Raw genomic sequence first — 26,447 nt, 5'->3', positions numbered from 1 at the left:
TGGGAATCCCCCGGCGGTCGTGGTGGGTGACCGGTCGCCCGGCCGGTGCCGCTCGTCCGGTCAGTAGCCGGTCACCTGCGGCCAGCGCAGCTCGACGCCGTCGCGGGTGAGCCGCCGCTGGAAGTCGGCGAGCAGTCCCTCGTCCTCGCGTACGGCGTGCGGGGTGGTGGCGTTGTCCAGGCAGAAGGCCGCGAGGGCCCCCGCGGCCTCGCCGACGTTCCACTCCACCGGGTGCAGCCGGTAGGCGCCGTTGGTGATGTGGGTGGTGCCGATGTTCTTGGACGCGGGCAGCAGGTTGGTCATCCGCTGCGGCACGAGCGCGCCGAGGGGGATCTCGAACGGCGAGCTCGCCACGTCGATGTAGTTGTCGCCCCCGGTGGAGGGGTGCAGGTCGATGCGGTACATCCCCACCCCGACGGAGTCGGCGTAGCTCACCGCGCCCTTGTCCCCGCGCACCGCGAACGACAGATCCTGCTCGGCCACGGTGTACAGGGCGCGGACGCGACGCGACTCGCGGATGTAGGGGGCCTGGGCCAGCCCGTCCTCGCCGCCGCCGGTGACGTCGCCGCGCAGGCGCAGGCCGGGAAAGCCGGTCCCGCCGTCGGCGCGGGGCGCCTCGGTCTGCATCCAGTACAGCACCGAGCGCGACAGCTCGCGGGCGGCGGCCACGTGCGCGGCGGCGTCCGGCACGTCGATGACCGGGCCCTCCAGGTAGTCGATCATCGGCCAGTTGACCAGGGTGATGTCGCTGTCGTAGGCGCCGTCGACGAAGTTGCGCCGCGCGGCGATCCTGCGGAACGTCCACAGGTTCGCGTCACCGGGGTTGAGGCGTTGGTCGGCCTCCACCAGCAGCGGGTCGTCGTCGGGGTTGGGAGTGAAGGAGCGTTCCACGATCTCCAGGGTCCTGGGGTGCGGGCAGCGCCAGGACAGCAGCCGGTCGCCCCAGAAGTCGGGCCGGTAGCTTCTCCAGAACTCGTAGGCGGCGGGTTTGTCGATGGTGTGGTCGCCGTCGACGTGGTCGATCGCGAAGCACACCGAGACGGCCTGCATGTTCATCGGCTGGGCCTCCGCGGGCGCGCTCGGCTCTCCGGTGTCGCCCTGCGACTCGAACCCCGTCACGTACTCGGTGCCGGTCAGCGGCAGCAGCTCACCCGTCTCCGTGGCGTCCAGCACGTACGGCGCGACGGCCGTGACCTCACCTTTCCCGTCGCGGTGCTCCAGGCGCACGGCCCGCACCCGGTCGCCGTCGACCTCGGCGCCGACCGGCCGGTACGGCTGCAGCACGCGCAGCCGGCCGGAGCCCCGGTACGGCGCGAGCATGGCCTCGATCACCGCGACCGCGACGCGCGGCTCGTGGCACAGGCGGCTCACGTGCCCGGCGCCCGGGTTCAGCTCCCGCCAGGCCCGCGACCGCGCGGTGAGCGGGTAGTGGTCGCGGTAGTAGCGGCGGATGCCGTCGCGCAGCGCCCGGTAGGAGGCCGTGACACCGAACCGCTCCACCCAGGAGTGCTCGTCGGGCGGCACGGCCTGGCTGGTCAGCTGGCCGCCGAGCCAGTCGTACTCCTCGGTCAGGATCACGGTGCGCCCGGCTCGCAGCAGCGCCAGGGCGGCGGCGACGCCGCCCAGTCCTCCGCCGACGACCACCGCGTCCGCCGATATCTCAACCACGTCGGGGTTCTCTCCCATCATCGTCGTTCTCTCCGCCTTCTCGCCGTTCCCGGCGTTCTTCGCCTTCTCGGCGCTCCTGGCGTTCCCGGCGCTCCGCACCGTCCGGTCAGCTCCGGACCGGCGCGAGCGTGGATCCCTCGACCAGCTCGCAGGCCAGTAGTTCCTGTGGCGTTCCCCCGCCGCGCTCCAGCAGCCGCGCCAGCAGCTCGACGGCCCTGCGGCCCATCTCCCGCCGCGGGATGCGGAACCCGGTGAGGTCCACATCGACGCGGACGGGCCTGGTCGGGGCGCCCAGCGCGATGAACGACAGGTCACCGGGGATCTCAAGACCCCGCTCGCCCGCCGCGTGCATGATCGCCACGGCGTCGGCGGGCTCCTCGGCGAAGACCGCCGTCACTCCCGCGGCCGACAGCTCGTCCAGCATCTCCTCGGGGGTCCTGCCGACGACCGGCACGTGCACTCCCTCGGCTCCGACGGCGGCCACCGCCTCGCGGAAACCGCGCATGCGGTCGGCCGGCGACTCGGCACCGGCCCCGGTGCCGACGTAGGCGAGCCGCCGGTGGCCGAGTCCCGCCGCCCGGTCGACCAGGGCGCGTACCGCGGGCGAGTAGTCGGCGCCCACGTACGGCACCGGGGCTCCCGCGTCGTCGCGGCGGCCGATGGAGACGAAGGGGATCCCCTCGGTCAGCAGCCGGGCCAGGTCGTCGCGGTCGACGGCGCGCCCGAGGAGCACGCAGCCGTCCGCCAGCCGTACCCGGCTGTCCTCGTTGAAGATGCGGCGCCGCTCCCCCGCGGCCCTGGCACTGGTGAACAGCAGCAGGTCGCAGCCCATCTCCTCGGCGCACTCCTCGATGCCGAGCAGGAAGGGGTGGTAGAAGTCCGCGCTCGCGGTCGGGAAGACCGCCTCGTAGGTGAAGACGCCCAGGATGCGGTTGCGCCGCTCGGCGAGCCGCCGGGCGACCGGGTCCGCGACGTATCCGGTCTCCCTGATCACCCTCAGCACCCGCTCGCGCGTCTCCGGGGCGATGCGCACCTCGGCGTCGATCCGGTTGTTGAGGACGAGCGAGACCGTCGTCTGGCTCACCCCCGCGATGCGGGCGATGTCCTGCTGGGTGAGCCGGCGGCCGGGGGCGGTCACGATTCGTAGCGTCCCATCTGCTGATAATGCGCATTAGCGAAGTTGGGACGTCATCCTGCAATCAGCGGCGGATCCTGTCAAGAGCCGGGCTCCAGGATCTTGTCCTGGAAATTTCGCCGGTGATAATCCGTATTAGCACCTTGACGGGCGGGCACGCCTGGCCGAATCTTTGCGATCAGGGAGAAGTTTCTCACCATCACTCACGGTGAAAGTTGTCGCGAAGGGACGTTCCATGTCTGAACCCCTCCTGGACCGCCGCGGACTCCTGCGCGCGGCGGTCGGCGCCGGCGTGGCCGGCGGTCTCGGGCTCGCCCTTCCCGGGACGGCCACGGCGGCGATCGCGCAGGCGTCCGCGCAGGCGCCCGTACGGGCCGGTACGACCGCGGCGCTGGGGCCCGCCGGATTCCCCACCTACCGCTACATCGGCACGGCGTTCAACAAGGCGAGCCTGCGCTACAACCCGACCAACGAGCTGATCTTCCCCTGCATCCGGGGCATGTACGACAAGATCGCGAGCCCGCTGGGGCGCTACTACCTCTACTACGCCCCCCACGACGCGCCCGGCGGCATCTGCCTCGCCTACGGCAACTCGCTCGGCGGCCCGTTCACCGAGTATCCGAGCAACCCGATCATCCCCAGGACCTGGTCACCGCACTACTCGGTGAGCCACATCTCCTCGCCGCACATCATCTGGAACGCCGCCGACCGGCGGTTCTACATGTACTTCCACGGCGAGAACAACACCACCCGGATGGCCTGGTCGACCGACGGCGTGCGCTTCACCTACCACGGCACGGTGCTGACCACCGCGATGATCCCCGGCTCGACGGAGACCTCCTACGCCCGGGTCTTCGAGCACGCGGTCCCGGGGCTGGGCAACAAGTACGTCATGGTCTTCATGGGCGTCACCGGCGGCTCCCGCAAGATCTTCTGGGGCTGGTCGTCCAACGGCATGGACTGGCGGTTCGACCCGACCCCGCTGGTGTCGCCCGGCCCCGACGGGCAGAGCGACCTGTCCGGACCGTCCCTGCTCAAGCGGAACAACACCACCTATGTCGCCTATCACGGCAACAGCGGAAACGTGTTCCTCACCGAGGTGGGCAACGCCTTCGACCGTGAGGTGCACCTCGGCGTCTTCCACCGTCCCCTGACCGGGGCCCCCGACAACGGCCGTAGCGCCGCGCCCTCCTTCGGCACCGACGGCGGCGTGGCCTACATGTTCTACGAGGCCGGCCGGCGCGGCGGTTCGACGATCGCCGTCGCCCGCGCCGTCTAGGAACACGCGCCCGGACGACTCGCCATCGCCCGGGGCCCGTGACGCGTCATCCCGGCGTGTCACGGGCCTCACCTCGCCCGCACCTCGAGGACGCGGCACCGCGGGTTCGCGCGATTCAGGCCGCCGGTGGCGCGACGGACTCGCGGTCGCGCAGCGGCATCGGGACCCGGTGCGTCTCGCTCTCCCTGCCGGCCCCGCCGTCACGGTGGTGGCCGATCTCCGCGAACAGCACGTCCACCGCCCTGCGGCCGAGATCGTAGTGCGGGAGGGCCACCGTGGTGAGCTTGGGCCGCATCCACGAGGCGAGGGGGTGGTCGTCGAACGAGATCACCGAGACGTCCTGCGGGATTCTCAGCCCGTGGTCGCTGAGCGCCTGGTACGCGCCGAGCGCGATCCTGTCGTTGAAACAGATCAACGCGCGCGGGCGCCCCTTCTCCAGGATCGCGCGGGTGGCGTCGAGGCCGTACTCCGGCTGCCAGTCAGGGCAGACCCGCCCACTCGCGATCTTGACGCCCGCCTCGCCCAGCACCTCGCGGATGCCGGCGAGCCGTTCCACGGCCGCGACACTTCCCGCGGGCACATTGCGCATCCCGGGGCCGGCGCCGACCAGGTGGATGCCTTCGCGATGGCCGGCCTTGAGCAGCAGGCGGGCGGCGGTGCGGCCGGCCTCGACCTCGTCGGGGACGATCGAGGAAAGCGGGGAGGGCTGCCTGGGAAGCGCGTTGAGCAGGACCGCGGGAACGGCCGTTATCGTTTTCGGCACCTTGATGGTCCTCGTGAACATCGAGGCCAGGATGATCCCGTCGACCTGACGGTCCTGCATGGCCTGCAGCAGGGCGCGTTCGAGCTCGGGGTCTCCCTCCGTCTCACCGATGAACAGCATCACACCGCGTTCCCGGGCGGCCTCGAGAGATCCCTTGATCATGTCGCCGGCGAGCCGTGAGGTGGCGATCGTGTCGGACACGAAGGCGATGGTCCGCGTGGTGCCCGTGCGCAGTCCCACGGAAACGATGTTGGGCCGATACTGCAACTCCTCGGCGGCCTTCAGGACTCGTTGCTCGACGTCCTGGGAAATGCGCAGCTCACGGCCTCGGCCGGACAGGACGAGCGATGCCGTGGTGGTGGAGACAGCGGCTATCTTGGCGACATCGGCCAGCGTGACCCGCTTTGGGCTCACCGAGAGACCTCCCACGTTGTGAGGGTTGACAGCCAGCTATACGTATGGTGAGACTACCGCATTGCTAATCCGATTTAGCAAATGAGTTCCCAGGACATCCGGCTACTCGCCGGCGAGTTCCCGATCAACCAAGGAGACGCAGATGTCGCGTCGATTCAGCCCTCATCGCCGGGCGGTGCTCATGGTCGTCCTGGGGGGGACGCTGGCCGCCGGTTGCGCCGCACCGGGCAACAACAACGCACCGCAGCCGGAGGCCGCCGGCAGCAGCACCCCGCTGTCGGCCGCACCGACCTGCGGGACCGACCCGATCACGCTCAACGCCTACTTCGAGACCGGTTTCCCCCTGCCGAAGGCGCTCACCACCGAGTTCTCCGCGCAGCACAAGAACGTCACGTGGAACATCCGCGAGGACCAGTTCGCGGTGATCACGCAGAACGCCCCGCGTGTCCTCGCGGACGACCCGCCGGACCTCATGCGACTCCCCCAGGTCTCCGAACTCGTCAAGAACAACCTGCTGAAGAACCTCGACGACTACGCGAAGGTCTTCGGCTGGGACGCCTGGCCCGAGTCCCAGCTCGCGCAGCTGCGCCTCGGCCCCGGGGGCAAGACCCGAGGCGAGGGGTCGCTGTACGCGATGGGGCTCAACTTCAGCATGACCGGCGTCTTCTACAACAAGAAGCTCGCCGAGAAGATCGGGATGTCGTCCCCGCCGACCACCCTGGCCGAGCTCGACGACGCGATCTCGAAGGCCAAGAAGGCCGGCGTCACCCCGATCGCCCAGTTCAACGGAGGAGCCACCGGCGGGCTGGCGTTCCCCCTGCAAGGTCTGATGGCCGCCTACGGCACGGCCGGGCCGATCAACGACTGGATCTTCCAGAAGCCGAACGCCACGATCGACACGCCGACGAACCTCCAGGCCGCGCAGCACCTGGAGCGCTGGATCAAGGCCGGAACCTTCTGGAAGGACGTCAACGCCGTCGACTACGCGACGATGATGAGCCGCTTCATCGGCGGTGACGGCCTGTTCATGTTCAACGGTGACTGGGAGTCCGGCAACCTCGACAAGCAGATGCCGGGCGACGTGGGCTTCTTCCTGATGCCGTCCGCGCAGGAGGGCGGCAAGCTGGCCGCGATGTCGGCTCCCCTCACCTTCGGCATCGGCGCCCAGGCCAAGAACGCCGACTGCGCCGCGTTCTTCCTCAACTGGGTGGCGAGCGATCAGAAGGCGCGCGACATCGCCGTTGAGGTCGGAGGATCGCACCCCATGGGTCCCGCCGACGCTCATATGCCGCCCCTCGCCCAGGACACGGTGACGGCGAGCACGCTCGCGGCCGGAGCGAAGATCGGTGAGGACAACGGCGCGATGGACTTCATCGCCAACGCCACCGGCGCGATCTACGCCAAGAGCTGGACCCCGCAGCTGCAGAAGCTGGTCGGCGGGCAGCAGACCCCCGAAGGCCTGCTGAAGTCGGTGCAGAGCGACTACCAGAGTCAGGTCGAGGGGAGCTGAGCACGCCATGGCACGGCCGACTCCCGACGCGGCGGTCGATCTCGCCGCGACCCGGTCCGGGCCGAAGGCCGTGACGAGGAGGAGGAGCCCCGCCCGATCGGCGGGGCTCCGCACGCCGCACTGGATCGGCTGGCTGTTCGTCGTTCCAGCGCTCGCCTTCTACGTGGTCTTCGTCCTGCGGCCGATCCTCCTGACGTTCCAGTACTCGCTGTACACCTGGGACGGCATCGGCTCGTCCACCTGGGCGGGCCTGAACAACTACGCGAAGGTCTTCCTCGATCCCGACCTGTTCGCCTCCATCGTGAACGCCTTCGAGCTGATCGTGTTCTTCAGCGCGATCCCGGTCGTACTGGGCCTGGTGATCGCCTCGACGATCCGGCGGATCGCCACGAGCCGGCTCGCGCTCGTGGCGAGAACGGTGATCTTCCTGCCGCAGGTCATCCCGCTCGTCGCCGCCGGCATCGCCTGGAGCTGGCTGCTGTCGTCGACCGGTCTGATCAACCAGCTCCTCACCTACGCCGGTCTCGGCGGCGTGACCCGCGCCTGGCTGGGTGACTTCTCCACCGCGCTGCCCGCGGTCGGGGTGATCGGCGCGTGGGTGCTCCTCGGCCTGTGCACCCTGCTGTTCCTGGCGGGCATGAGCAAGATCGACATAGCGCTGTACGAGGCCGCCCGGCTGGACGGGGCAGGGCCGCTTCGGGAGTTCCTCTCGATCACGGTGCCCAGCCTGCGGCAGGAGATCGGCGTCTGCGTCACGGTGACCGTGATCGCCGCCCTCGCCAGCTTCGACATCATCTACATCTCGACCCAGGGCGGGCCGGGGAACGCCACCATGGTCCCCGGCCTGGAGATCTACTACCTGGCCTTCTCCGACCGGCAGGTGGGAACGGCCTCGGCACTCGCCGTCGTGCTGATGCTGCTCGTGCTCGTCTTCGCCCTTCCCATCCAGTGGCTCACCAGGAACAGGTCCACATGATCACCGGATACCGAGAGGCGTGGACGGGAAGGGTGCTGCTCGTCCTGCTGATGACGGTCACCCTTCTGCCGTTCGTCAGCCTGTTCGTCACGGCGCTGCACCCGTCGGGCACCTACCCGCTCGGACTCTCCTGGCCGAGCGACCCGCAGTGGGGCAACTTCGTCCAGGCCTTCCAGGTGGCGCGGATGGGCGAGCTGCTGAAGTCGAGCACGCTCATCGTGCTCGGAGTGGTCCCCCTCGCGCTCATCATCGCGACGATGGCGGGATTCGCCATCGGCCACCTGCGGATCCCCGGACAGCACGTGGTGTTCCTCGCGTTCGTGTTCGGGCTGACGCTGCCTTTCGAGGGCATCATCACCCCGCTATACTACCAGGTGCGCGACATGGGCCTGCTGAACACCAGGTGGGCGATCATCCTTCCGCTCATCGGGCTGTTCATGCCGTTCTCCGTCTACTGGATGCGCGCGCACTTCGTGAACATGCCCGCGGAACTGTCGGAGAGCGCGCGGATCGACGGGGCGAACGTGTGGCAGCTGTTCTGGCGCGTCCACGTCCCGCTCGCCATGCCGGCGATCTCGTCGCTCGCCATCCTGTTGTTCCTGTGGACCTGGAACCAGTTCCTGCTCGCCATCGTCCTGGTCGACGACCCACTGCAGCGCACCATGTCCGGCGCGCTGGGCGCCTTCCAGGGACAGTGGGGCACCGACATCCCGCTGCTGTGCGCGGGGTCGCTGCTCATCCTGGCTCCCACGCTGCTGATCTTTCTCATCTTCCAGCGCCGGTTCGTCACGGCTCTGCTCCAGGGCTCCCTGAAGGGATGACACACGTCATGTCGTTGCTCGGCACGGATACCGAGACGGGATCGCCTGGACACGGCGGCCGGCCGGCGCGGTGGGACCGGCGCCATCTCGCCCTGCTCACCGACACCCCCGCGACGACGGCGCCGGCCGTCGGTCCCGTGGCCCTGCCGCGCGTGCTGCCGCACGACGACGTCTGGGACCTGTGGCCGATCCAGGAGGAGGACGGCTCGACCTCCACGGTTCTCGGCCACGAGCTGTGGATGGGCCTGTCGGCACCCGCCACCGGTCACCCCGAGGACCGTCATGACCACGCTCGCGTCCGGTTGCTCGCGAAGGACGGCGACGACTGGAAGGACCTGGGGCACGCGTTCGCCGACGGTGCCTCGCCGGGCAGCCGCGAGTGGTCGGGGTCGGCGGTCCGCAGGCCCGACGGCACGGTGTCGGTGTTCTACACGGCCGCCGGCAGGCGAGGTGAGGCGCGCCCGACGTTCGTCCAGCGTGTCGTGGAGGCACGTGCCAGGCTGGTCGCCGACGGCGACCGGATCGTGCTGGAACCGCACGCCGAGCACCGCGAGATCCTGAGCTCGGACGGCCGGACGTATCTGCCCGCCGACGATGTCGAGGGTGGCCCGGGGAAGATTCGGGCCTTTCGCGATCCGGGCTGGTTCCGTGATCCCGCCGACGGGCGTGAGCACCTTCTCGTCGCCGCCTCCGTCGCCTGGGAGGATCGCTTCACGGGCGCGGTGGCCCTCGCCGGCGCGGAGCCTGACGGCTGGTCGCTCCAGCCGCCACTGCTGGTGGCCGACGGGATCAATCACGAGATCGAACGACCGCACATCGTCGCGCACGGGTCCTCGTACTACCTTTTCTTCTGCACACACCGGCATTCGTTCCACCCCCCGAGGTCGGCGCCCACCGGCCTGTACGGCTTCGTGGCCCCGAGCCTCACCGGACCGTACGAGCCGCTGAACGGCTCCGGGCTGGTGGTCCGCAACCCCGAGAGCGAGCCCGATCAGGCGTACGCCTGGTTGGTGCTGCCCGATCTCCGGGTGGTGAGCTTCCTCAACTACCCGTCCACGGGCGGCGAGGATCCGATGCGGATCCCGGCCACGGAGGCGAGGGCCGGTTTCGGCGGGACGAACGCGCCGGTCCTCGAACTCACCCTCGACGGGGTGAACGCCTCCGTGGCCGAGAGCGACGCGGGGCCGCTCCCATGACCACGCGCCGCCCGGTGCTCCTGCCGTGGGGCGGGAGCACCGGGCCGGTCCGGCGGGGCGGGTGGGCCTGAACGATCAGGCCCACGCGCCGGTAGCCGGACCGGTCGGCGGGGTGGGCCTGCCTGGGGGGTACAGGCCCACGCGCCGTTTGGGGGGTGCGGATCAGACGCGGGTCCAGCGCTGGTTGCCCTGTCCGTTGCAGTCCCAGATCTGGAGTCTGGCACCGTTGGCGGTGGAGTTGTTGGACACGTCCAGGCACTTGTTCGCGCCGATGGCGGTGATGCTGCCGTCGGAGTTGAAACGCCACTTCTGGTTGTTCTGGCCGTTGCAGTCCCAGATCTGGAGCTGCGCGCCGTTGGCGTTGCTCTGGTTGCTCACGTCCAGGCACTTGTTGCCGTAGACCCGCAGCTCACTCGCGCCGGTCAGCGCCCAGCGCTGGTTGTTCTGGCCGTTGCAGTCCCAGATCTGCACCGCGGCACCGTTGGCCTGCGAGACGTTGGCGACGTCCAGGCACCTGCCCGAGCCGACCCCCCTGATCGCGCTCGTCGGCGAGGGCGAGGGCGTCGAACCGGGGTCGCCGGGCTGACCGATGCTGCCGGAGACCGACTGGAGGGCCGTGTACCAGGCGGCGGCCATCTTGTCGTAGCCGCCGGCGGTGGGGTGGATGCCGTCGATCAGGTCGGAGGTGGTCAGCTTGCTGTGCATGTCGACCAGGTGGACGCGCTTGCCGCTGTTCACCTTGTTCTGCACGATGCCGGGGATGGCCGCGTTAAAGGTGCGGGCGGCGGACTCCTGCCCGGAGTTGGACAGCGGGATGATGGTGGCGACGAACACGTCCGCGTCCGGCACGGTCGCGGTGATGCGGTCGATCAGGGTGGAGAGCCGCTGGGGCGCACCGCCCACGTTGTAGTTCTGCAGGATGTCGTTGGTGCCGATGTGCAGCAGCACCGTGCGCGGATTCTGGGTGCGCGCCCAGTTCGTGATGTTCGCGTCGATCTGGTCGATGCGCCAGCCGGGGTGCCCCTGGTGGTCGTGGTCCCCCAGGGAGGCCGGCCCGTTGAACTGTGACCCGACGAAATCCACCGTGTACCGGCCGGAGACCAGCCGCTGCCACAGGCCGATGCGGTATCCGCCCGGCACCTGCGTACCCTCGGTGATCGAGTCGCCCAGTGGCATGACCCGTACGCCGCCGTTGGACTCCGCGCCGGCGACGCTCGTCCGCGTCACCGCGCCCATCGCGACCACGACCACAGCCAGAAGCGCCGCGGTGAACCACCGTCTCCACCTACGCATGCTCAACCTCTTTCCGAAAGCCGAGAGCAGTTACTGCTGACAGCTCGTGTAGCGCTGACGGTCTGTATTCGAAGCACTTTCCAACGAATGTCATGTGGCGGCGGGAGCGGCGGCTCGGGGCACCTCGCGGGTGCCCGCCGGTCACAGGGCTGCGAGGTCCGATGGATCGGGTCGGTCCGGCTTTCGCCGTGCGGAGAATCCTCCTGTCGAGAAATCGGTGACCGTGGGAGAGAATCGCGGATGTGGTGTGTGGCCGGGATTCACGGTCGCCGAGTGTGTCTTTCGGGGGGTGGGGAGATGTGAGCGCTAACATTTTTCTGCCGGTCGCGGCCTCTTCCAGCGTCGAATGATTGTGGTGGTGCAGCGGAGCAAACACGAGGCGAGGAGAGGCTGTCAAGAGCCGGAAACACGGCGAGACGAACAGGAGCGGAAGCCGGAGACGGCTCCATCTGGCGTTTCACAGGTCACCGCACCGAACGGGCCGTGGTGATGTGATGAAAATTTCACCGCCAGCGTCTCGTCCCGGAGGAGGGCACCACGCCCCGCAAGGACCGGCAGACGTCGAAGCGGGTCCATCACGTGTGCGGTACGCGGTGAGACAGAGCCTTACCGCACGAGCTTGACACATTTTGTAATACTTTCCACACTGAGTCCCCGAGACGGCCCCTATGCCAAGTCGGTGGTGCGCGGCGGGGGCCGTCGACCACGGAGTTCATCCCACCTGCGGAACGGCCAGGAGAATCCCCCACTCCGAGAGGTTTCCGCTCATGTCCTCATCCTCCTCGTCACCGTTCAGCCGCCGCGCGCTGCTCACCGGAGCCGGAGGCGCCGCGGCCGGCCTGCTGGGATCACGTCCCGCGTGGGCGGCCAACGCCCCGAGCAGTCCACCGCCTCCCTCGGAAAGCTGTACGGCCAGCTGGACAGGACCGCGGAGAACCAGCTCTGGTACGACAAGCTCAAGGAGGTCATCGACGGCTACCAGCCCGACGTCATCTGGCAGGATTTCAACCTCCCCCAGATCACCGAGGCGCAACGGCTGAACTTCCTCGCCTACTACAACCAGGCCATCGCCTGGAACATCGCCCCGATGGCTGACGGCACCATCCCGTCCGGGCAGCGGACGATCCTGCTGGGCATCGGGGACCACCTGCGACGCTTCGGCGAGTCGATCTACTCCACCCGGGTCTGGACGGCCTTCGGCGAAGGCCCCACGCAGATGGGCGGCGGCTGGTACCGCATCGTCAACCGCACCAACGGCATGGTCATCGACAGCTGGGGCAACACCGCCAACGGCGCCAACGCCAGACAGGCCGCCTGGAGCGGCGGCAACAACCAGCAGTGGCGCCTCAACAACGTGGGCAACGGCCGCCAGCAGATCATCGACCGCGGCACCAACACCGCCCTCGATCGGGCGTGACCCGGACGAGGTACGGCGCCACCACGACCCAGCCTCCCGTGGAGGCGTTCAGCTTCGCCGGTTACGGCCACTCCCTGCCGCTGGACGGCGTGTTCCCCCACGCCATCACCTTCCTCGGCCTCGACGGCGGCACGCCCCCCACGCCCACCCCCACGATCACGCCCACTCCCGCGACCGGGAGCGCGATCAGGGGGGTCGGCTCGGGCAGGCGCCTCGACGTGACCGGCGCCTCCCAGGCCAACGGCGCCGCGGTACAGATCTGGGACTGCAACGGCCAGAACAACCAGCGCCGGACCCGGACCTGACCTCACGGCCGACCCGCCCGGCGCGACCGGGCCGGGCGAGTTCCGACGGCGCCGCGCGCCTGCCGTCCGCGTCGCCCGCCCGCGGGGAGTCAGTCGGTCGGCGAGAAGATGCGTTGCTGGATCTCCCTGCGATAGTCGTCCAGCGTGTTGTCGATGTGCGTCGCCGCCGCCTGGGCCGCCGCCTCGGGATCACCGGCGCGGATGGCCTGGTAGATGGCGTCGTGTTCCTCGACGGCCTTCGCCGCGTGCCCGCCCACCGAGCCTCGCAGTCCGATGAGGTTGGACTGCGCCTGCAGCCGGCGGGCCTCCCGCACCGCTATCTGGAGGAACATGTTGTGCGAGGCCGTCGCGATGGCGGTGTGGAAGGCGTCGTCGCCCTCGTTGAACAGATCCTCGCGTCCGGTGTCGAACCCGTAGCGGCACACCCCGGCCCACTTCTCGATGTCTCCCAGCTCCGCCGGGGTGGCGCGGCGGGCGGCCAGCCGGCTGGTCTCCATCTCCTGGGCCCGGCGGAACTCGAACAGCATGTAGATGTGGTCCAGGTCGGTGGGCAGGAAGAAGGATGCCCATCGTCCGGTGCCGAGCATCCCCTCGTCGTCGGCCACGTAGAGGCCGCGCCCTTTCTGGGCGCGTATCCTGCCGAGCGCGGAGAGTATCTTCACCGCCTCGCGGACCACGGTCCGGCTCGTGCCCAGTTGCTGGGCCAGCTCGTTCTCGGTGGGCATGCGGTCACCCGGCCGCAGGTGCAGCCTGGTGATCAACTCCAGCACCTGCTCCGCGGCCACCTCGTAGCCCGGCCGGTATGCGCCTTCCACGCGCGGATTATCGATCACGCTACCCGCCCTCTCCCTGCCACCACCTCCTCAAGAGTACGACCAACTGAGGCACGGATCAGCATCAATCCCTCTCAACCTACCTGAGATTAAGTGCTACACATCCTGCTCGAGCTCGGATCCACGACGGAGAGGAAGGAAGAAGTAAGCCATCTACCTGCACTTATCTTGAAAAGAGCGCCAACTTTGACAAAGGAACCCCTGTGAGGAGTCAGAAATAAGTGGGCTTAAGGTCTTGACGCGACTCAGCGCGAGGAACGTAATTAGTAGCTAAGTCTCCGGGACGCCTCCTGTCGGAGGGCCCCCCTTTGGCCGGACCACATCTGGAGCGGAGGGGAAGCCACCGGCGACAAGGACGGACATCGCCGTCCACGACGGCAACGCGAACGGTTCCAACCACCTCGGACCAGGGCGCGGTTGTTCGGCGACACCTGCAAGAACCGGCCAGGCGTGCTGTTCGGCGCGGGCGAAAACAAAACGGCGTCGAGCCGCCACACCGGCCGGCTGAAACTCCTCACCCCCCACATGAAGGAGAAGCAAGTGGTCTGCCCACCAAGACATGTCGAGATTCGAACCGCGGGGGAGGTCACCTGATGGTGAAGCGGAAATCCCTCTTCGGAGCGATCGCGGTCGCGGCCCTTCTCGTCGTGTCCTCGGCACATGCGGCACTGAGCAGCAGCTCCAGCGCTACCGCGTCGTCGGTGGCGGGGGCCCGCGCCCTCGCGCCGACCGCCGGGTGCGGCAAGGCCCCGGCGCTGAACAGCGGTACGCAGACGATCCAGAGCGGCGGCAAGACCCGCTCCTTCATCCTGAGACTCCCCGACAACTACAACAACAACACCCCCTACCGGTTGTTCTTCGGATTCCACTGGCGGGGCGGCACCATGAACGACGTCGACTCCGGCGGCACCAGCGGTTACCCGTGGTCCTTCTACGGCATGCGGCAGATGTCGAACAACAACGCGATCTTCGTCGCACCCCAGGGCATCGGCAACGGCTGGGCCAACTCCGGCAACGAGGACGTGGTCCTCGTCGACGACCTGATCAGGCGGATCGACGCGGCCCTGTGCGTCGACACCTCGCAGCGCTTCGCCATGGGCTTCAGCTACGGCGGCGGTATGAGCTACTCGCTCGCCTGCAGCCGGGCGAATGTCTTCCGCGCGGTCGCGGTCTACGCCGGCGCCCAGCTCAGCGGATGCAGCGACGGCAGCCAGCCCATCGCGTACATGGGACTGCACGGCATCGGCGACTCGGTGCTGAACATCTCCCAGGGCCGGTCACTGCGTGACAGGTTCGTCAGGAACAACGGCTGCACCGCCCAGAACCCGCCCGAGCCGGGCTCTGGCAGCAGGACGCACATCACCACCACCTACTCGGGCTGCCGCGCGGGCTACCCGGTCGTGTGGGCCGCCTTCGACAACGGTCACATGCCGGGTCCGGTGGACGGGACCTACGCCGAGAGCGGCATCACCACCTGGACCAAGGGCGAGGTGTGGAGGTTCTTCTCGCAGTTCGGAAGCGACCCCAACCCCAACCCCACCCCGACCCCGACCCCGACCGCGAACCCGGGAACGCAGACGAGCCCGCTCCGGGGCACGGCCTCGGGCAAGTGCCTCGACGTGACCGGCGCCTCCCAGGCCAACGGCGCTCTGGCGCAGATCTGGGACTGCAACGGCCAGAGCAACCAGCAGTGGACGTCGAACGGCGCGAATGAGCTGCGGGTCTACGGTAACAAGTGCCTGGACGTGAGCAACCAGAGCAGCGCCGACGGCGCCGCGGTGCAGATCTGGGACTGCAACGGCCAGAACAACCAGAAGTGGCGCCTCAACTCCGACGGCAGCATCACCGCCCTCGGCTCGAACAAGTGCCTGGACGTGCCCAACAACGCCAGCGCCAACGGCACCAAGCTCGTCATCTGGTCCTGCAACGGCGGAGGCAACCAGCGCTGGACCCGGATCTGATCCTCTTGCCTGACCATCTCTGAGACACCTTCGGAATCCCCCGCCGGGAAGAACGACCTCCCGGCGGGGGATTCCGCCCACGGCGGGGCACCTTCGGGTGCCCGCCGTGGGAGAGCGGCACGCCAACCGCCCTCCCACCACCCCCCCACGTAAGGAAGTGCCGTGTTCGAACTCTCGTACTCCGCGATACGGAGACTGATGCTGGCCGGAGCGGCCGCGATCGGATTGACCGCCGCGGCCGCTCTGGTGGCGCCGGTCTCCCCCGCCCTCGCGGCCACCACGACCCTCTACGCCTCCCCCTCCGGCAGCGGCAGCAGCTGCTCCAGCGCCCAGCCGTGCTCGTTGCCGGCCGCGCAGACCGCGGTGCGGGCGCTCACCGGCGCGATGTCCGGTGACATCGTCGTGGAACTGGCCGACGGGGTGTACCGGCTCTCCGCGCCGCTACGGCTCACCGCCGCCGACTCCGGCAACAACGGGTACCAGGTGATATGGCGGGCCGCCCCGTCGGCACGCCCCGTGATCAGCGGCGCGAGGGCGGTCACCGGCTGGTCGCTCGCCGACTCCGGGAAGAACATCTGGCGGGCCAACGTCGGCACCGGGGTCGACTCCCGGCAGCTCTACGTCAACGGTGCCATCGCCACGCGTGCGCGTACCACCGTGAACCGGTCGGACTTCACCGCCAACAGCAGTGGTCTCTCCTTCACCAACGGCGCCCTGAGCTATCTGAACAACCTCGCCAACAAGAACCAGGTCGAGATGGAGAGCGTCGGCTCGTTCACCGACCGGTACGTGAGGGTGCAGAACATCACCGGGAACTTCATCACGATGCAGCAGCCCGGCTGGAGCAACAACAACTTCGGGTACGACACCTTCACCAGCCCGCACCGGGCGGGTCCGCTCTACCTGGCCAACGCCTACGAGTTCCTCGACTCACCGGGCGAGTGGCACCTCAACCCCGGGACCGGCCAGCTCTCCTACATCCCGCTCGCCGGGCAGAACATGAGCAACGTCAGCGTGGAGCTGCCGGTGCTGCAGTCCCTGGTGAACATCGGGGGCACCTACGACGCGCCCGCCCACCACATCGCGTTCACCGGAATCACCTTCACCGGCACGACCTGGATGGGCCCCAGCAGCAACCAGGGCTACGTGGACCAGCAGACCGGCGTCTACATGGCCGGCAACTGGAGCTGGCCCGGCTTCTCCTCCTGCCACAACGGCTGCCCGCAGTTCGAGGCCACCCGGCCGAACTGGTACCAGATGCCCGCCGCGGTGCAGGTGTCCGCCGCCAACAACATCACCTTCAGCGACTCGCAGTTCTTCAACCTCGGCCAGACGGCCGTGGGCATCGGCAACGACGCCAACGGCCACACCAGCGGTGTCGGCCTGGGCGCGAGCAACATCACCGTCACCCGGTCCGAGATCGCCCGCACCTCGGCCGGCGGCATCGTGGTCGGCGGCGTGCGCGCCGACGCGCACCACCCCGGCGACCAGCGGATGGTGAACCGGAACATCACCGTCAGCAACAACCGCATCCACGACCTCGGCGTGGAGTACCGGGGCATCGTGTCGGTCCTGACCACCTACGTCAACACCGCCACCGTCTCCAACAACGAGGTCTACAACATGCCGTACACCGGCATGTCGATCGGGTACGGCTGGGGCGCCAACGACGCCGGCGGCAGTGAGCACTACGCCGGTCGCGGCCTGTACAACTACCAGCCGAGGTACACCACGGCCACCACCGCGTCCAACAACCGGCTCACCGGCAACTACGTGCACGACGTCATGCAGCAGATGAACGACGGCGGATGCATCTACACGCTGTCGGCGAACCCGAACGCGGTGATCAGCGACAACTACTGCCTGCGGACCAACGGCTACTTCGGGCTCTACTTCGACGAGGGCTCGCGCTACTACACCGCTCGCAACAACGTCTTCTCCTCCACCGGCACCTGGGCCACCGCCAACTACTGGTACGCCGAGAACATGGGGAACTTCACCGTCACCAACAACTGGTCGACCAACGGCAGCACCAACGTGACCAACGGCGACCGGGGCAACGTCGTCAACGGCAACGTCACGGTCACCAACGGCAACTGGCCCTCGGGAGCCCAGGCCGTGATGGCCGCCGCCGGCCCCCAGACAGGCGGTAACCCACAGCAGAGCGCGCAGATCGTCGGGGCCCAGTCGAACCGCTGCGTCGACGTGACCGGCAACAGCACCGCCAACGGAGCCCAGGCACATCTCTGGGACTGCGGCAGCGCCACCAGCCAGCGCTGGACCCACACCGCGGGCAAGCAGCTGCAGGTGTACGGCAACAAGTGCCTGGACGCCTACGGCCAGGGCACCGCCAACGGCACCCAGGTGATCATCTGGGACTGCAACGGCGGCACCAACCAGCAGTGGAACGTCAACGCCAACGGCACCATCACGGGCGTGCAGTCGGGGCTGTGCCTGGACGCGCCCAGCAACGCCACCGCCAACGGCACCAAGCTCAACCTCTGGGCCTGTAACGGCGGCGCCAACCAGCGCTGGAGCCTGCGCAACTGATCCGGCCGTCTCACGCCTTCGCCGGGGCGGCCCACCGCCCCGGCGAAGGCGTGGCCGGGGGCGGGCGCGGACGGACCCACCCGCCCGGGACGCTCCGGGGGGCACCGTCGCCGGAACGCAGGCCCCCATCCCGCCCACACCACCGAACACGAGGGAAAGCACCACATGAGCACGCCGGGCGACATCGACGACCTCCTGCGGTATCTGGAACGCGAAGGTCTCGTCCTTCATCACGGCATCGGTGACGCCACCGTGTGGTTCGCCGCCGAGTTCCGCGAGCGCATGATCGCCGAACGGCTCGCGATGCTGCCCGACGAGCCCCTGGTGAGCGTCGCCACGGCGGCCGCGGTGCTCAACGTCCCGCACTCCCACGTCATCGCCGAGGTGCGCGCCGCGACCCTCGCCGGCCACGACAACGGCCGGCAGATTCGGGTGCGGCGCGAGTCCCTGGTACGGCGCGTCACCGCCCTGGGCCTGACCGGGCCGGCTCCCTCCAACGAGCCCTCGGACCTTCCCGGCGGCCCCGCGCGAGGGAACGCGTGTCCGTAGGCCGCCGCCGGCCCTCAGCGCTCCAGGCGCACGGGATCGCTCGGCCCGCCGCGACGAACGAGCCAGGCTTCGGTGATGTGCGTGAACATCGCCCCGGCGGCACCGCCGGGGTCGTGGGCGGCGATGTGCTCGTAAATACGGCGATGACCGAGGTTGGACGCCACGCACAGGGCCCGCTGGGGCTGGCCCAGGTAGCGGGCGGTGTTGATGACCTGGCTCTCCAGTGCCCGCACCACGCCGCGGGCGATGCGGTTTCCGGACGCCTGCATGATCGTGTCGTGGAAGGCGCGGTCGTGGTCGGCGTACGTGACGTGATCGTCCACGAGCTCGTCCATCCGGTCGACCAGCGCACGCAGCCGATCGATGGTCTCCTGGTCCGCGAGGCGGGCGGCGAGATTCGCCATGTCGGACTCCAGCACGCGCCGCGTGACGACGAGGTCGTCGAGGATCGCCAGGCTCTCGTCCTCGGCGATGGTCGCCGCGAGGACGAGCTCATCGAGCATGTCCCACATCGTCGGCGAGGTGACTATGGTGCCGCTGCCCTGGCGGACCTGCACCAGCCCCTTCTCCTGAAGGATCTTCACTGCCTCACGGATGACGGTCCGGCTCACCGAGAAGGTCTCGCAGAGGACCGGCTCGGCGGGCAGCGGTGTGCCGGGCGGGTGCGCTCCGCGAACGATGCGCTCCACCAGCTCCGCCGTGACCGCCCTGGCGAGGTTCGTCGGCCGTCGCACCCACGCCGGAGGGGACGCCAAGCTCAGGGGCGACTCCTGTGATGCCGTCATATCTCCTCCGGTGCCGCGGGCGGCGCCACATTTCAACATCAGTATATGTCACGCATATTGACGTCAGACGTCATACGAATTACGTTTCGCCTCAAACGAAGGCCGGGCGAGCCCGGCCACCCTCTGGAGAGTGAACAGCAATGAAGCAGCGAGCACTCTGGTCGGCCGTCCTGGCCGCGGGGCTGGTCTTGACCGGCTGCGGAAGCGCCACGCGACCCACGTCGTCGCCGAGCGACTCCGGCAAGGTCACGAAACTCGTGGTCTGGGACTGGAAATCGGGTGAGGCGTCCGCCGCCAACTACATCCAGAAGGCGAAGGACGACTTCGCCAAGAAGCATCCGGACGTCACGGTCGAGTTCGTGGCCCAGCCCTTCGACCAGTACTACACCCTGCTGGGCTCGGCGATCCAGTCCAGCGCGGGGCCCGACGTCATGCTCTTCAACGGAGGCGGCCAGATCCGCGACCGCGTGGACGCGCTCCTCCCGCTCGACCAGTACGTGGCCGAGGACAAGCAGCGCCTGGCGGGCTGGGACGCGTTCAGCGAGGGCGGCAAGATCTACGCCGCTCCGTTGACGTTGCAGGGCCACCCGATCTACTACAACAAGACGCTGTACGAGAAGGCGGGACTCGACCCGGCGAGCCCCGCCACCACCTGGGACAAGTTCCTCGAAGACTGCGCCACCATCAAGAAGGCGACCGGGGCCAAGTGCTTCGCGCTCGGCAACAAGGAGGGCGCCGGCATCCAGTTCTTCATGTCGGGCCTCGGCTCGGGCATCCTGACGGCACAGGAGTACGACGACTGGATCGCCGGGAAGCGCGTCTGGGACTCCCCCAACGTGAAGAAGATCTTCAAGTTGTGGAAGGACACCGGCGACGCGAAGCTGAACAACGACGGGGCCAACTCGACCGCGATGTTCAACGACGCCTTCACGATCTTCAACTCCGGTAAGGCCGCCCACATCATCGGACTGATGTCCGACATCGGCCACTGGAAGGACTTCAGCGAGTTCCTGGGGGCCGACAAGCTCGGCGTCATGCCGGCTCCGGTCGTCACCGACGGGGTGACCCCGAGCCTCGCCTACGACGGCGGCATCGGCTACGGCGTCGCGAAGTGGGCGAAGGACCCCAAGCTCGCCGCCGACCTGGTGCGGTCACTGACCACCACCGACGCCCTCACCGCCTTCTACTCCGACGCCGGCGCGATCGCGTCCGACACCACGATCGATGTCTCGCAGGCCCCCGCGGCCGTCGGCACGCTCGTCTCCCAGCTCAAGGAAGGCAAGCCCGCACTGCATGTCGCGTTGTCCTCCAAGACCCTGGACCTGATGGGAAGGCTTTCCCAGCAGCTCCTGAGCGGCTCGGCGACCGTCGACGAGGTAGTGGAGCAGCTGGCCGCCTCGGATCGGGCGAGCTGATCTCGTGCCGGTCAGAGATTCGTCACCGTCTGCCCGCCCGGTCGGTTCCGGGCGGGCAGGCGGTGCAGGCGGTGCAGGAGGAACGAAGGAAGCAGGGCAGCGGGTACGCCGTGCCGACACCGGGATCGTTTCCCGGCCGCCCTCCCGCTCCTTGCGTTCCGAGCGCCTCGCGCCTTACGTTCTGGTGGCTCCGGCCCTACTGATCATCGTGGTCCTGCGGCTGTGGCCGCTGCTGCTGGGCGTCAACTTCTCCTTCACCGGCGACGGTGAGCGCAACGGGGCGATGGTCGGCTTCGACAACTACCTGGAGATGTTCCAGGACGCGACGTTCCAGAGCGCGCTGCGCAACGTCTTGCTGCTGGTGCTGCTGCTTCCGGTGGCGGTGGCCATCCCCGGGCTGCTCGCGACGTTCATCTACCTGCGTGTTCCCGGGCACCGGGTCTTCCGCAGCGTCTACTTCTTCCCGGCCGTGCTCTCGCCGGTGATCGTCGGTGCGATCTTCAACCTGATGCTCGCCTTCGACGGCCCGTTGAACTCCGTCCTCGCGACGATCGGCCTCGGTCCCGTCGACTGGCTCGGTGATCCGGATGTCGCCATGTTCGCGGTGGTCGGCGTGCAGATCTGGGCGACGTTCGGGATGGCCCTGGTGGTGTTCCTCGCCGGATTCGCCACCCTGGACTCCGCGCTCCTGGACGCGGCCAGGATGGACGGCGCGTCGCTCCCCCAGACCATCTGGCACGTGATCATCCCGGGCCTGACCCGCACCATTCAGTTCGTCTTCGTGACCACGATGATCGGGATGCTGACATCCATGTTCGGCCTGCTGTACGTCATGACCAGCGGCGGCCCGGAGGGGTCCACCTACCTGCCGGAGTACTACGTCTGGATCCAGCAGGGACAGATGAACCGCCCCGCGCTCGCCTCGGCCGCGTCGACGGTCCTCTTCCTCATCATGCTCGTGGTGGGGCTCCTGCAGATCAGCGTGCTCCGCCGCGCGGGGAGGCAGGACTGATGCTCGGCAAGAGACTGCTCAGGTGGGTGCTCGCCGTCCCGATGGCGCTCCTCGCGCTGGCGACGATCTACCCCCTCATATTCACCGTCAACGTCGCCCTGAAGACCCGGCGCGAGTACGTCCTCGACCGCTTCGCCCTGACGACCTCCCTGCAGTGGGAGAACATCCTCACGGCGTGGACCAGCGTCGGCATGGCCCGATACTTCGCCAACTCGCTCATCGTGGTGACGATCTCGGTGGTCCTGCTGCTCCTCTTCGGGTCGATGGCGGGCTTCGCGCTGAGCCAGCTGCGGTTTCGCGGTTCCAAGGTGCTTTTCCTCGGCTGTCTCGCGGCGCTGCTCATCCCGTTTCAGGTGATCATGGTGCCGCTCGCGCGGGTCATGGCCGACAGCGGCCTCATCGACACCTACCCGGGGCTGATCCTGGCCTACGTCGCGCAGTTCCTGCCGTTCACCATCTTCCTGATGACGAGTTACTACAAGACCATCCCGGCGGAGATCGTCGACGCGGCGAGGATCGACGGGAACACCACGTACGGCGTCTACCGGCGGATCATGCTGCCGATGGGCACTCCGGCGCTGCTGTCGGTCGGCATTCTCAACACGCTGTTCTGCTGGAACGACGTGCTCATCGCCCTGCTGATGATGCCGTCGGCCGACCACCGCACCCTCATGGTCGGGGTCACCTCGCTGCGTGGACAGTACTCCGACAACATCCCCACCTTCGCCTCCGGGGTGCTGATCGCCGCCGTACCCATGTTGATGATCTATCTCTTTCTCCAGCGCCAGATCGCCGACGGGGTCACCGCCGGTTCCACGAAGGGCTGACATGCGTATTTCGGGGTATCGCACTTTGACGACGGTCCAGGAATGGGACCGTCCTGTCGGTGATTCCAACGGCGTCTACGCCGACGGGGTCGTTCCGGTGTCCATCGTCATGGTGGACACCGACGAGGGGATCACCGGTGTCGGCATCGGGCCCCACGTGGAGATCGACGGCGTCTTCGCCGCCATCGAGGGCGAGGATCCGCGCGGCGTGGCGGCGCTGTACGACCGCATGCTGCGGCAGACCTTCAAGGCGGGCCACGCGGGCGCGGTGTTCGGGACCATCGGCGCCCTGGACACCGCCCTGTGGGACATCAAGGCGAAGATCGCCGGTGAACCGCTCTGGCGTCTGCTGGGCGGGCGTGACAGGCGGGTCCCCGCCTACGCCTCCGGCCTGGACATCGGCCTGACCGACGACGAACTCGTCTCGGCCTACGAGGTCTACGCCCGGTACGGCCTGCGGGCGGCCAAGATCAAGGGCGGCCTCGACATCGAGCGGGACATGCAGCGCCTGACGCTGGTGCAGGAGGTCCTGACCGCGGCCGGGCACGGGAGGCGGCCGGGCCTGATGCTCGACGTGAACGAGTCGTGGTCGCGCAAGCAGGCGATCCGGCACATCTGCGAACTGGAGCGCACCCTGGATCTCACCTGGATCGAGGAGCCCGTCCGGCGGTGGGACGCCGAAGGCCACGCCGCCGTCGGCCGCGGGATCCGCGCGTCGGTCGCCACCGGGGAGAACCTCACCGGCCTTGAGCAGTATCGTCCGCTGCTGGCCGCGGGGGCCGTCGACATCGTCCAGATGGCCGCGGTCTGGGGTGTCTCCCATTTCCTGCGGGTGTCGGCCCTGGCTCACGCCCACGATCTGCCGGTCAGCCCGATCGGCAACATCCCGATCGGCCTGCTGCACGCCGCGACCTCGGTGCCGAACCACATCGCCAGCGAGTTGCAGGACCTGCGTCCGCCACTGGGGGTGTCCGTCGACCTGCACGTCGAGGACGGCGCGTTCCACCTCGGGGACTCGCCCGGCCTGGGCGTCACGGTCGACGAGGACGTCATCAGGGGGTTCACCCGCCGGCCGGGCACCCTGACGGCCGACGGCCCCGGCGTCCGTCCTGAGCAGGCCGGACGCCGACTGCTCTCGGTGATCGATCACGATCAGGTCGCGCAGCAGCGCCTGCTCGCCCCCCTGGCCGTGGAACTGCGCGACCGAGCGCCGAGGTAGCCCTCACCGTTCGACACCGACAGCCCACGCCGTATCCCCGGGCCGGATGAGCGTCCCGGGCCGGAAGAAAGGAACGCGCGTGCGTTCGTCGTTCGTGCCGCACAGACGCACACCGGCCACGGCCCCGGCGGAAGCCTCCCGGGCGGGCCACACGATCGTGGTCGCGCCCACCGGGGCCGAGAACGCCGACGACAGCGGCCCCGGCACCACGGGTCGGCCACTGGCGACCCTGTGGGAGGCACGGCGGCGGGCACGCGAGGCGGCTGCCGAGGGCGACCGCGACGTCGTCGTCCTGCTCCTGGACGGGATCCACCGGCTGCTCTCACCGCTGCGCCTCGACGCCGCCGACTCCGGGCGCGACGGGCACACCGTGACCTGGAAGGCGGCGCGCGGGGCCAGACCCGTACTGAGCGGCGCCCGGCCCGTCACCGGCTGGGAACCCGACGACGCCGCCACGGGCGTCTACCGGGCCCGAGTCGGCACCGGATTCGACACCCGGCAGCTCTACGTCGACGGAGTTCCCGCGCGACGCGCGCGGATCAGGCTGGCACCCGGCGACATCACGCCGACCGCGACCGGTTTCACCATCGACAACCCCGATCTCGCCTACCTGGCCACCCTGCCCGACCAGGGACGCATCGAACTACAGGCGATGTTGACGTTCACCAACCGGTTCGCGCCGCTGCGGAGCGTCTCCGGATCGACGGTCGTCATGCAACAGCCGGCCTGGGACAACAACACCTACGGCTACGACACCGTCCAGGCTCCGTTCCGCACCCCGACGTTCTTCCTGCTCAACTCCAGGAGTTTCCTGACCGAGCCCGGCGAGTGGTATCTGGACCCGGCGTCGGGGACGCTCTACTACAAGCCGCTTCCGGGGCAGGACATCTCGCGCGCGCGGGTGGAGCTACCGCGGTTGGAATCGCTGCTCCAGGTCGGCGGTACCTACGACGAGCCCGCCCGCAACCTGCGATTCGAGGGCCTCACCTTCACCGGCACCACGTGGCTGCACCCCGGTTCGTCCGACGGATACGCCAACCAGCAGACCGGCGTGTTCATCAGCGGCGTCCAGCCCCGTCGACCGACCGACGCGTTCACCTCGTGCTCCGTCGGCTGCACAGGGCTTGAGGCGTCTCGTAACGACTGGGCGCAGGCGCCCGCGGCGGTGCAGGTGTCGGCGGCGGACGACATCGGATTCCTCGACAGCACCTTTGTCAACCTCGGTTCCGTCGGGCTCGGCATCGGCAACGACGCGGGCGCCCATGCCACCGGCGTGGGGCTGGGCGCACACCGGGTCTCGGTCGTGGGGAGCACGTTCACCGCGAGTTCCGGCGGCGGGATCGTGGTCGGCGGCGTGCGCCCCGACGCGCACCATCCGTCCGATCCCCGTATGGTCAACAGCGACATCGTGCTCAGCGACAACCGCGTCTACGCGACCGCGCTCGAATACCTGGACCAGGCCGCGATTCTCGCCACCTACGTCACGCGGCTGACCATCGAGCACAACCACGTCTCCGACATGCCCTACATAGGCATCGGCGTCGGTTACGGCTGGGGCGCCAACGACGCGGGAGGCAGCCCCGACTACGTCGATCGCGGGCTTTACGACTTCCAGCCGATCCACGACACGCCGACGACTCTGAGCGACGTCCACGTCGTGGGCAACCACGTGCGCGACGTCGTGCGGACGATGTACGCGGCCGGCTGCATCTACACGCTCTCGGCGATACCCCGCAGCCGCGTCGAGGAGAACTTCTGCGAGAACAGCGGTCAGTTCGGCCTGTACTTCGACGAGGGTGCCCGGTACCTGAGTGTGCGCCGCAACGTGTTCGTCGACACCGCGGAGCAGTGGGCGCACGCCAACAACGGCGTCGGCAACCACACCGGCGACCTCACCCTGACCGGGAACTACACCACCAACCCCGCCATCACCGGCATCGCCGACGGCGGCCGCGGCAACGTCGTCCGCGGGAACGTCGTCGTCACCGGTGGCAACCTCCCGATCGAGGCCAGCCGGGTGATCTACGAGGCGGGTCCCGCCGGGCCGTACCGCGGCGCCCCCGACCCGCGGCGCCCCCCGGCCGGCGCCTTCCTCTCGGCCGATCCGGTCACCGTGGGTGCCGGTGATTCGACCCTCGTCACCGTCACGGTGAAGAACCTGGGCGAGCGTCCGGCCACCGGCCTGGCCGTCTCGGTCGCCGCCCCCCGGGGCTGGAGGGCCGAACGCGCCGGCGAACCGGTGAGGGACGTGCTCGCCCCCGGCGCCTCGGCCGCCGAGACCTGGAAGGTCACGGCGCCCGAGTCGTTCGCGCCCCCGTTCGACCGCGCGCGGGTCAGGGCGTCGGTGACCTTCCGGGCCGACGAAGCCGAGTACGCCCTGGACAGGTCGCTCACGCTGAGCGTGCCCGCCCCATCGCGAGGAGACGAAACGCCGGCCTGACGTCGCCGGGCCGGACCGATCCGGGGTTCGGCGGCCCACCGTTGACGGGCCCGGGTTCGGTGAACCTCGGGCCCGAGGT

Annotated in this window: 22 protein-coding genes; 16 read left to right on the top strand and 6 right to left on the bottom strand. The window is 68.8% G+C overall.

The window, feature by feature from the left end; translation table 11 throughout:
* Nucleotides 1-60: 60 nt before the first annotated feature.
* On the bottom strand, nt 61-1,767 hold the full coding sequence (locus ACIBH4_RS22555; RefSeq protein WP_362511434.1) for an FAD-dependent oxidoreductase: 1,707 nt from the start codon (nt 1,765-1,767) through the stop codon (nt 61-63).
* 7 nt (nt 1,768-1,774) lie between these two features.
* Complete coding sequence (locus ACIBH4_RS22550) at nt 1,775-2,806, bottom strand: LacI family DNA-binding transcriptional regulator (RefSeq protein ID WP_362511437.1); 1,032 nt, start codon at nt 2,804-2,806, stop codon at nt 1,775-1,777.
* Between the two features lie 232 nt (nt 2,807-3,038).
* On the opposite strand from ACIBH4_RS22550, the gene ACIBH4_RS22545 reads away from it, so the two are divergent.
* Nucleotides 3,039-4,082, top strand: coding sequence for a hypothetical protein (locus ACIBH4_RS22545; protein WP_362769696.1), 1,044 nt, complete (start codon nt 3,039-3,041; stop codon nt 4,080-4,082).
* A 115-nt stretch (nt 4,083-4,197) separates the two neighbouring features.
* Here the strand turns inward: ACIBH4_RS22545 and ACIBH4_RS22540 are convergent, their stop codons facing one another.
* Entirely contained in the window at nt 4,198-5,259 is a 1,062-nt protein-coding gene (locus ACIBH4_RS22540) for a LacI family DNA-binding transcriptional regulator (RefSeq protein WP_362769694.1), read from the bottom strand.
* Between the two features lie 142 nt (nt 5,260-5,401).
* Between ACIBH4_RS22540 and ACIBH4_RS22535 the strand changes: the two genes are divergently transcribed.
* Genes ACIBH4_RS22535 through ACIBH4_RS22520 form a run of 4 tightly spaced genes read left to right on the top strand, consistent with a single transcriptional unit; the run spans nt 5,402 to nt 9,762 of the window.
* Nucleotides 5,402-6,769, top strand: a complete 1,368-nt coding sequence (locus tag ACIBH4_RS22535; protein ID WP_362511446.1) for a hypothetical protein — start codon at nt 5,402-5,404, stop codon at nt 6,767-6,769.
* A 7-nt stretch (nt 6,770-6,776) separates the two neighbouring features.
* Complete coding sequence (locus ACIBH4_RS22530) at nt 6,777-7,745, top strand: sugar ABC transporter permease (RefSeq protein WP_362511449.1); 969 nt, start codon at nt 6,777-6,779, stop codon at nt 7,743-7,745.
* Nucleotides 7,742-8,566, top strand: a complete 825-nt coding sequence (locus tag ACIBH4_RS22525) for a carbohydrate ABC transporter permease (protein WP_362511452.1) — start codon at nt 7,742-7,744, stop codon at nt 8,564-8,566. The genes ACIBH4_RS22530 and ACIBH4_RS22525 overlap by 4 nt, the downstream gene beginning before the upstream one ends.
* The gene (locus ACIBH4_RS22520; protein ID WP_362769692.1) at nt 8,563-9,762 is read left to right on the top strand and encodes a glycoside hydrolase family 68 protein; all 1,200 of its coding nucleotides are present in this window, start codon (nt 8,563-8,565) and stop codon (nt 9,760-9,762) included. The genes ACIBH4_RS22525 and ACIBH4_RS22520 overlap by 4 nt, the downstream gene beginning before the upstream one ends.
* Before the next feature lie 162 nt (nt 9,763-9,924).
* On the opposite strand, the gene ACIBH4_RS22515 is transcribed toward ACIBH4_RS22520, so the two are convergent.
* Entirely contained in the window at nt 9,925-11,055 is a 1,131-nt protein-coding gene (locus tag ACIBH4_RS22515) for a ricin-type beta-trefoil lectin domain protein (protein WP_362769690.1), read from the bottom strand.
* Nucleotides 11,056-11,914: 859 nt separating this feature from the next.
* Here ACIBH4_RS22515 and ACIBH4_RS22510 point away from each other — a divergent pair.
* Complete coding sequence (locus ACIBH4_RS22510) at nt 11,915-12,472, top strand: RICIN domain-containing protein (protein ID WP_362769688.1); 558 nt, start codon at nt 11,915-11,917, stop codon at nt 12,470-12,472.
* Nucleotides 12,469-12,777, top strand: a complete 309-nt coding sequence (locus ACIBH4_RS22505) for an RICIN domain-containing protein (RefSeq protein WP_362769686.1) — start codon at nt 12,469-12,471, stop codon at nt 12,775-12,777. Before ACIBH4_RS22510 ends, ACIBH4_RS22505 begins: the two co-directional genes overlap by 4 nt.
* An 89-nt stretch (nt 12,778-12,866) precedes the next feature.
* Here the strand turns inward: ACIBH4_RS22505 and ACIBH4_RS22500 are convergent, their stop codons facing one another.
* Complete coding sequence (locus ACIBH4_RS22500) at nt 12,867-13,592, bottom strand: FadR/GntR family transcriptional regulator (protein ID WP_362511467.1); 726 nt, start codon at nt 13,590-13,592, stop codon at nt 12,867-12,869.
* A gap of 435 nt (nt 13,593-14,027) precedes the next feature.
* Between ACIBH4_RS22500 and ACIBH4_RS22495 the strand changes: the two genes are divergently transcribed.
* The 4 genes from ACIBH4_RS22495 (at nt 14,028) to ACIBH4_RS22480 (ending at nt 18,670) form a co-directional block, all read left to right on the top strand.
* Nucleotides 14,028-14,204 carry a hypothetical protein gene (locus tag ACIBH4_RS22495; RefSeq protein WP_362511470.1) on the top strand — a complete coding sequence of 59 codons (177 nt, stop codon included), beginning with the start codon at nt 14,028-14,030 and terminating at the stop codon, nt 14,202-14,204.
* Nucleotides 14,204-15,571 carry a lectin gene (locus ACIBH4_RS22490; RefSeq protein ID WP_362511473.1) on the top strand — a complete coding sequence of 456 codons (1,368 nt, stop codon included), beginning with the start codon at nt 14,204-14,206 and terminating at the stop codon, nt 15,569-15,571. Before ACIBH4_RS22495 ends, ACIBH4_RS22490 begins: the two co-directional genes overlap by 1 nt.
* Nucleotides 15,572-15,733: 162 nt before the next feature.
* Entirely contained in the window at nt 15,734-18,121 is a 2,388-nt protein-coding gene (locus tag ACIBH4_RS22485; RefSeq protein WP_362769684.1) for a ricin-type beta-trefoil lectin domain protein, read from the top strand.
* Nucleotides 18,122-18,286: 165 nt separating this feature from the next.
* A complete protein-coding gene (locus tag ACIBH4_RS22480; protein ID WP_362511480.1) occupies nt 18,287-18,670 on the top strand; it encodes a hypothetical protein in 384 nt (127 codons plus the stop codon).
* A gap of 14 nt (nt 18,671-18,684) precedes the next feature.
* On the opposite strand, the gene ACIBH4_RS22475 is transcribed toward ACIBH4_RS22480, so the two are convergent.
* Nucleotides 18,685-19,455 (bottom strand): FadR/GntR family transcriptional regulator, encoded by a 771-nt coding sequence (locus ACIBH4_RS22475; protein WP_362511483.1) that lies wholly within the window; start codon nt 19,453-19,455, stop codon nt 18,685-18,687.
* A 140-nt stretch (nt 19,456-19,595) separates the two neighbouring features.
* Between ACIBH4_RS22475 and ACIBH4_RS22470 the strand changes: the two genes are divergently transcribed.
* The 5 genes from ACIBH4_RS22470 to ACIBH4_RS22450 all read left to right on the top strand — a co-directional run bounded on the left by ACIBH4_RS22470 (nt 19,596) and on the right by ACIBH4_RS22450 (nt 26,368).
* Nucleotides 19,596-20,870, top strand: a complete 1,275-nt coding sequence (locus ACIBH4_RS22470) for an extracellular solute-binding protein (protein ID WP_362769682.1) — start codon at nt 19,596-19,598, stop codon at nt 20,868-20,870.
* Nucleotides 20,871-21,054: 184 nt separating this feature from the next.
* Nucleotides 21,055-21,882 carry a sugar ABC transporter permease gene (locus ACIBH4_RS22465; protein ID WP_362769680.1) on the top strand — a complete coding sequence of 276 codons (828 nt, stop codon included), beginning with the start codon at nt 21,055-21,057 and terminating at the stop codon, nt 21,880-21,882.
* A complete protein-coding gene (locus ACIBH4_RS22460) occupies nt 21,882-22,709 on the top strand; it encodes a carbohydrate ABC transporter permease (RefSeq protein ID WP_362511492.1) in 828 nt (275 codons plus the stop codon). The genes ACIBH4_RS22465 and ACIBH4_RS22460 overlap by 1 nt, the downstream gene beginning before the upstream one ends.
* A 25-nt stretch (nt 22,710-22,734) precedes the next feature.
* Nucleotides 22,735-23,928, top strand: a complete 1,194-nt coding sequence (locus ACIBH4_RS22455) for a mandelate racemase/muconate lactonizing enzyme family protein (protein WP_362511495.1) — start codon at nt 22,735-22,737, stop codon at nt 23,926-23,928.
* 79 nt (nt 23,929-24,007) lie between these two features.
* Nucleotides 24,008-26,368, top strand: coding sequence for an NEW3 domain-containing protein (locus tag ACIBH4_RS22450; RefSeq protein WP_362769678.1), 2,361 nt, complete (start codon nt 24,008-24,010; stop codon nt 26,366-26,368).
* The last annotated feature ends 79 nt before the right edge of the window (nt 26,369-26,447 follow it).

The organism is Streptosporangium sp. NPDC050284, assembly GCF_044459525.1.
In the GTDB taxonomy this organism is placed as follows: Bacteria; Actinomycetota; Actinomycetes; order Streptosporangiales; family Streptosporangiaceae; genus Streptosporangium.
The sequence above is the reverse complement of the archived record's forward strand: the minus strand, read 5'-3'. Positions and strand labels throughout refer to the sequence as shown.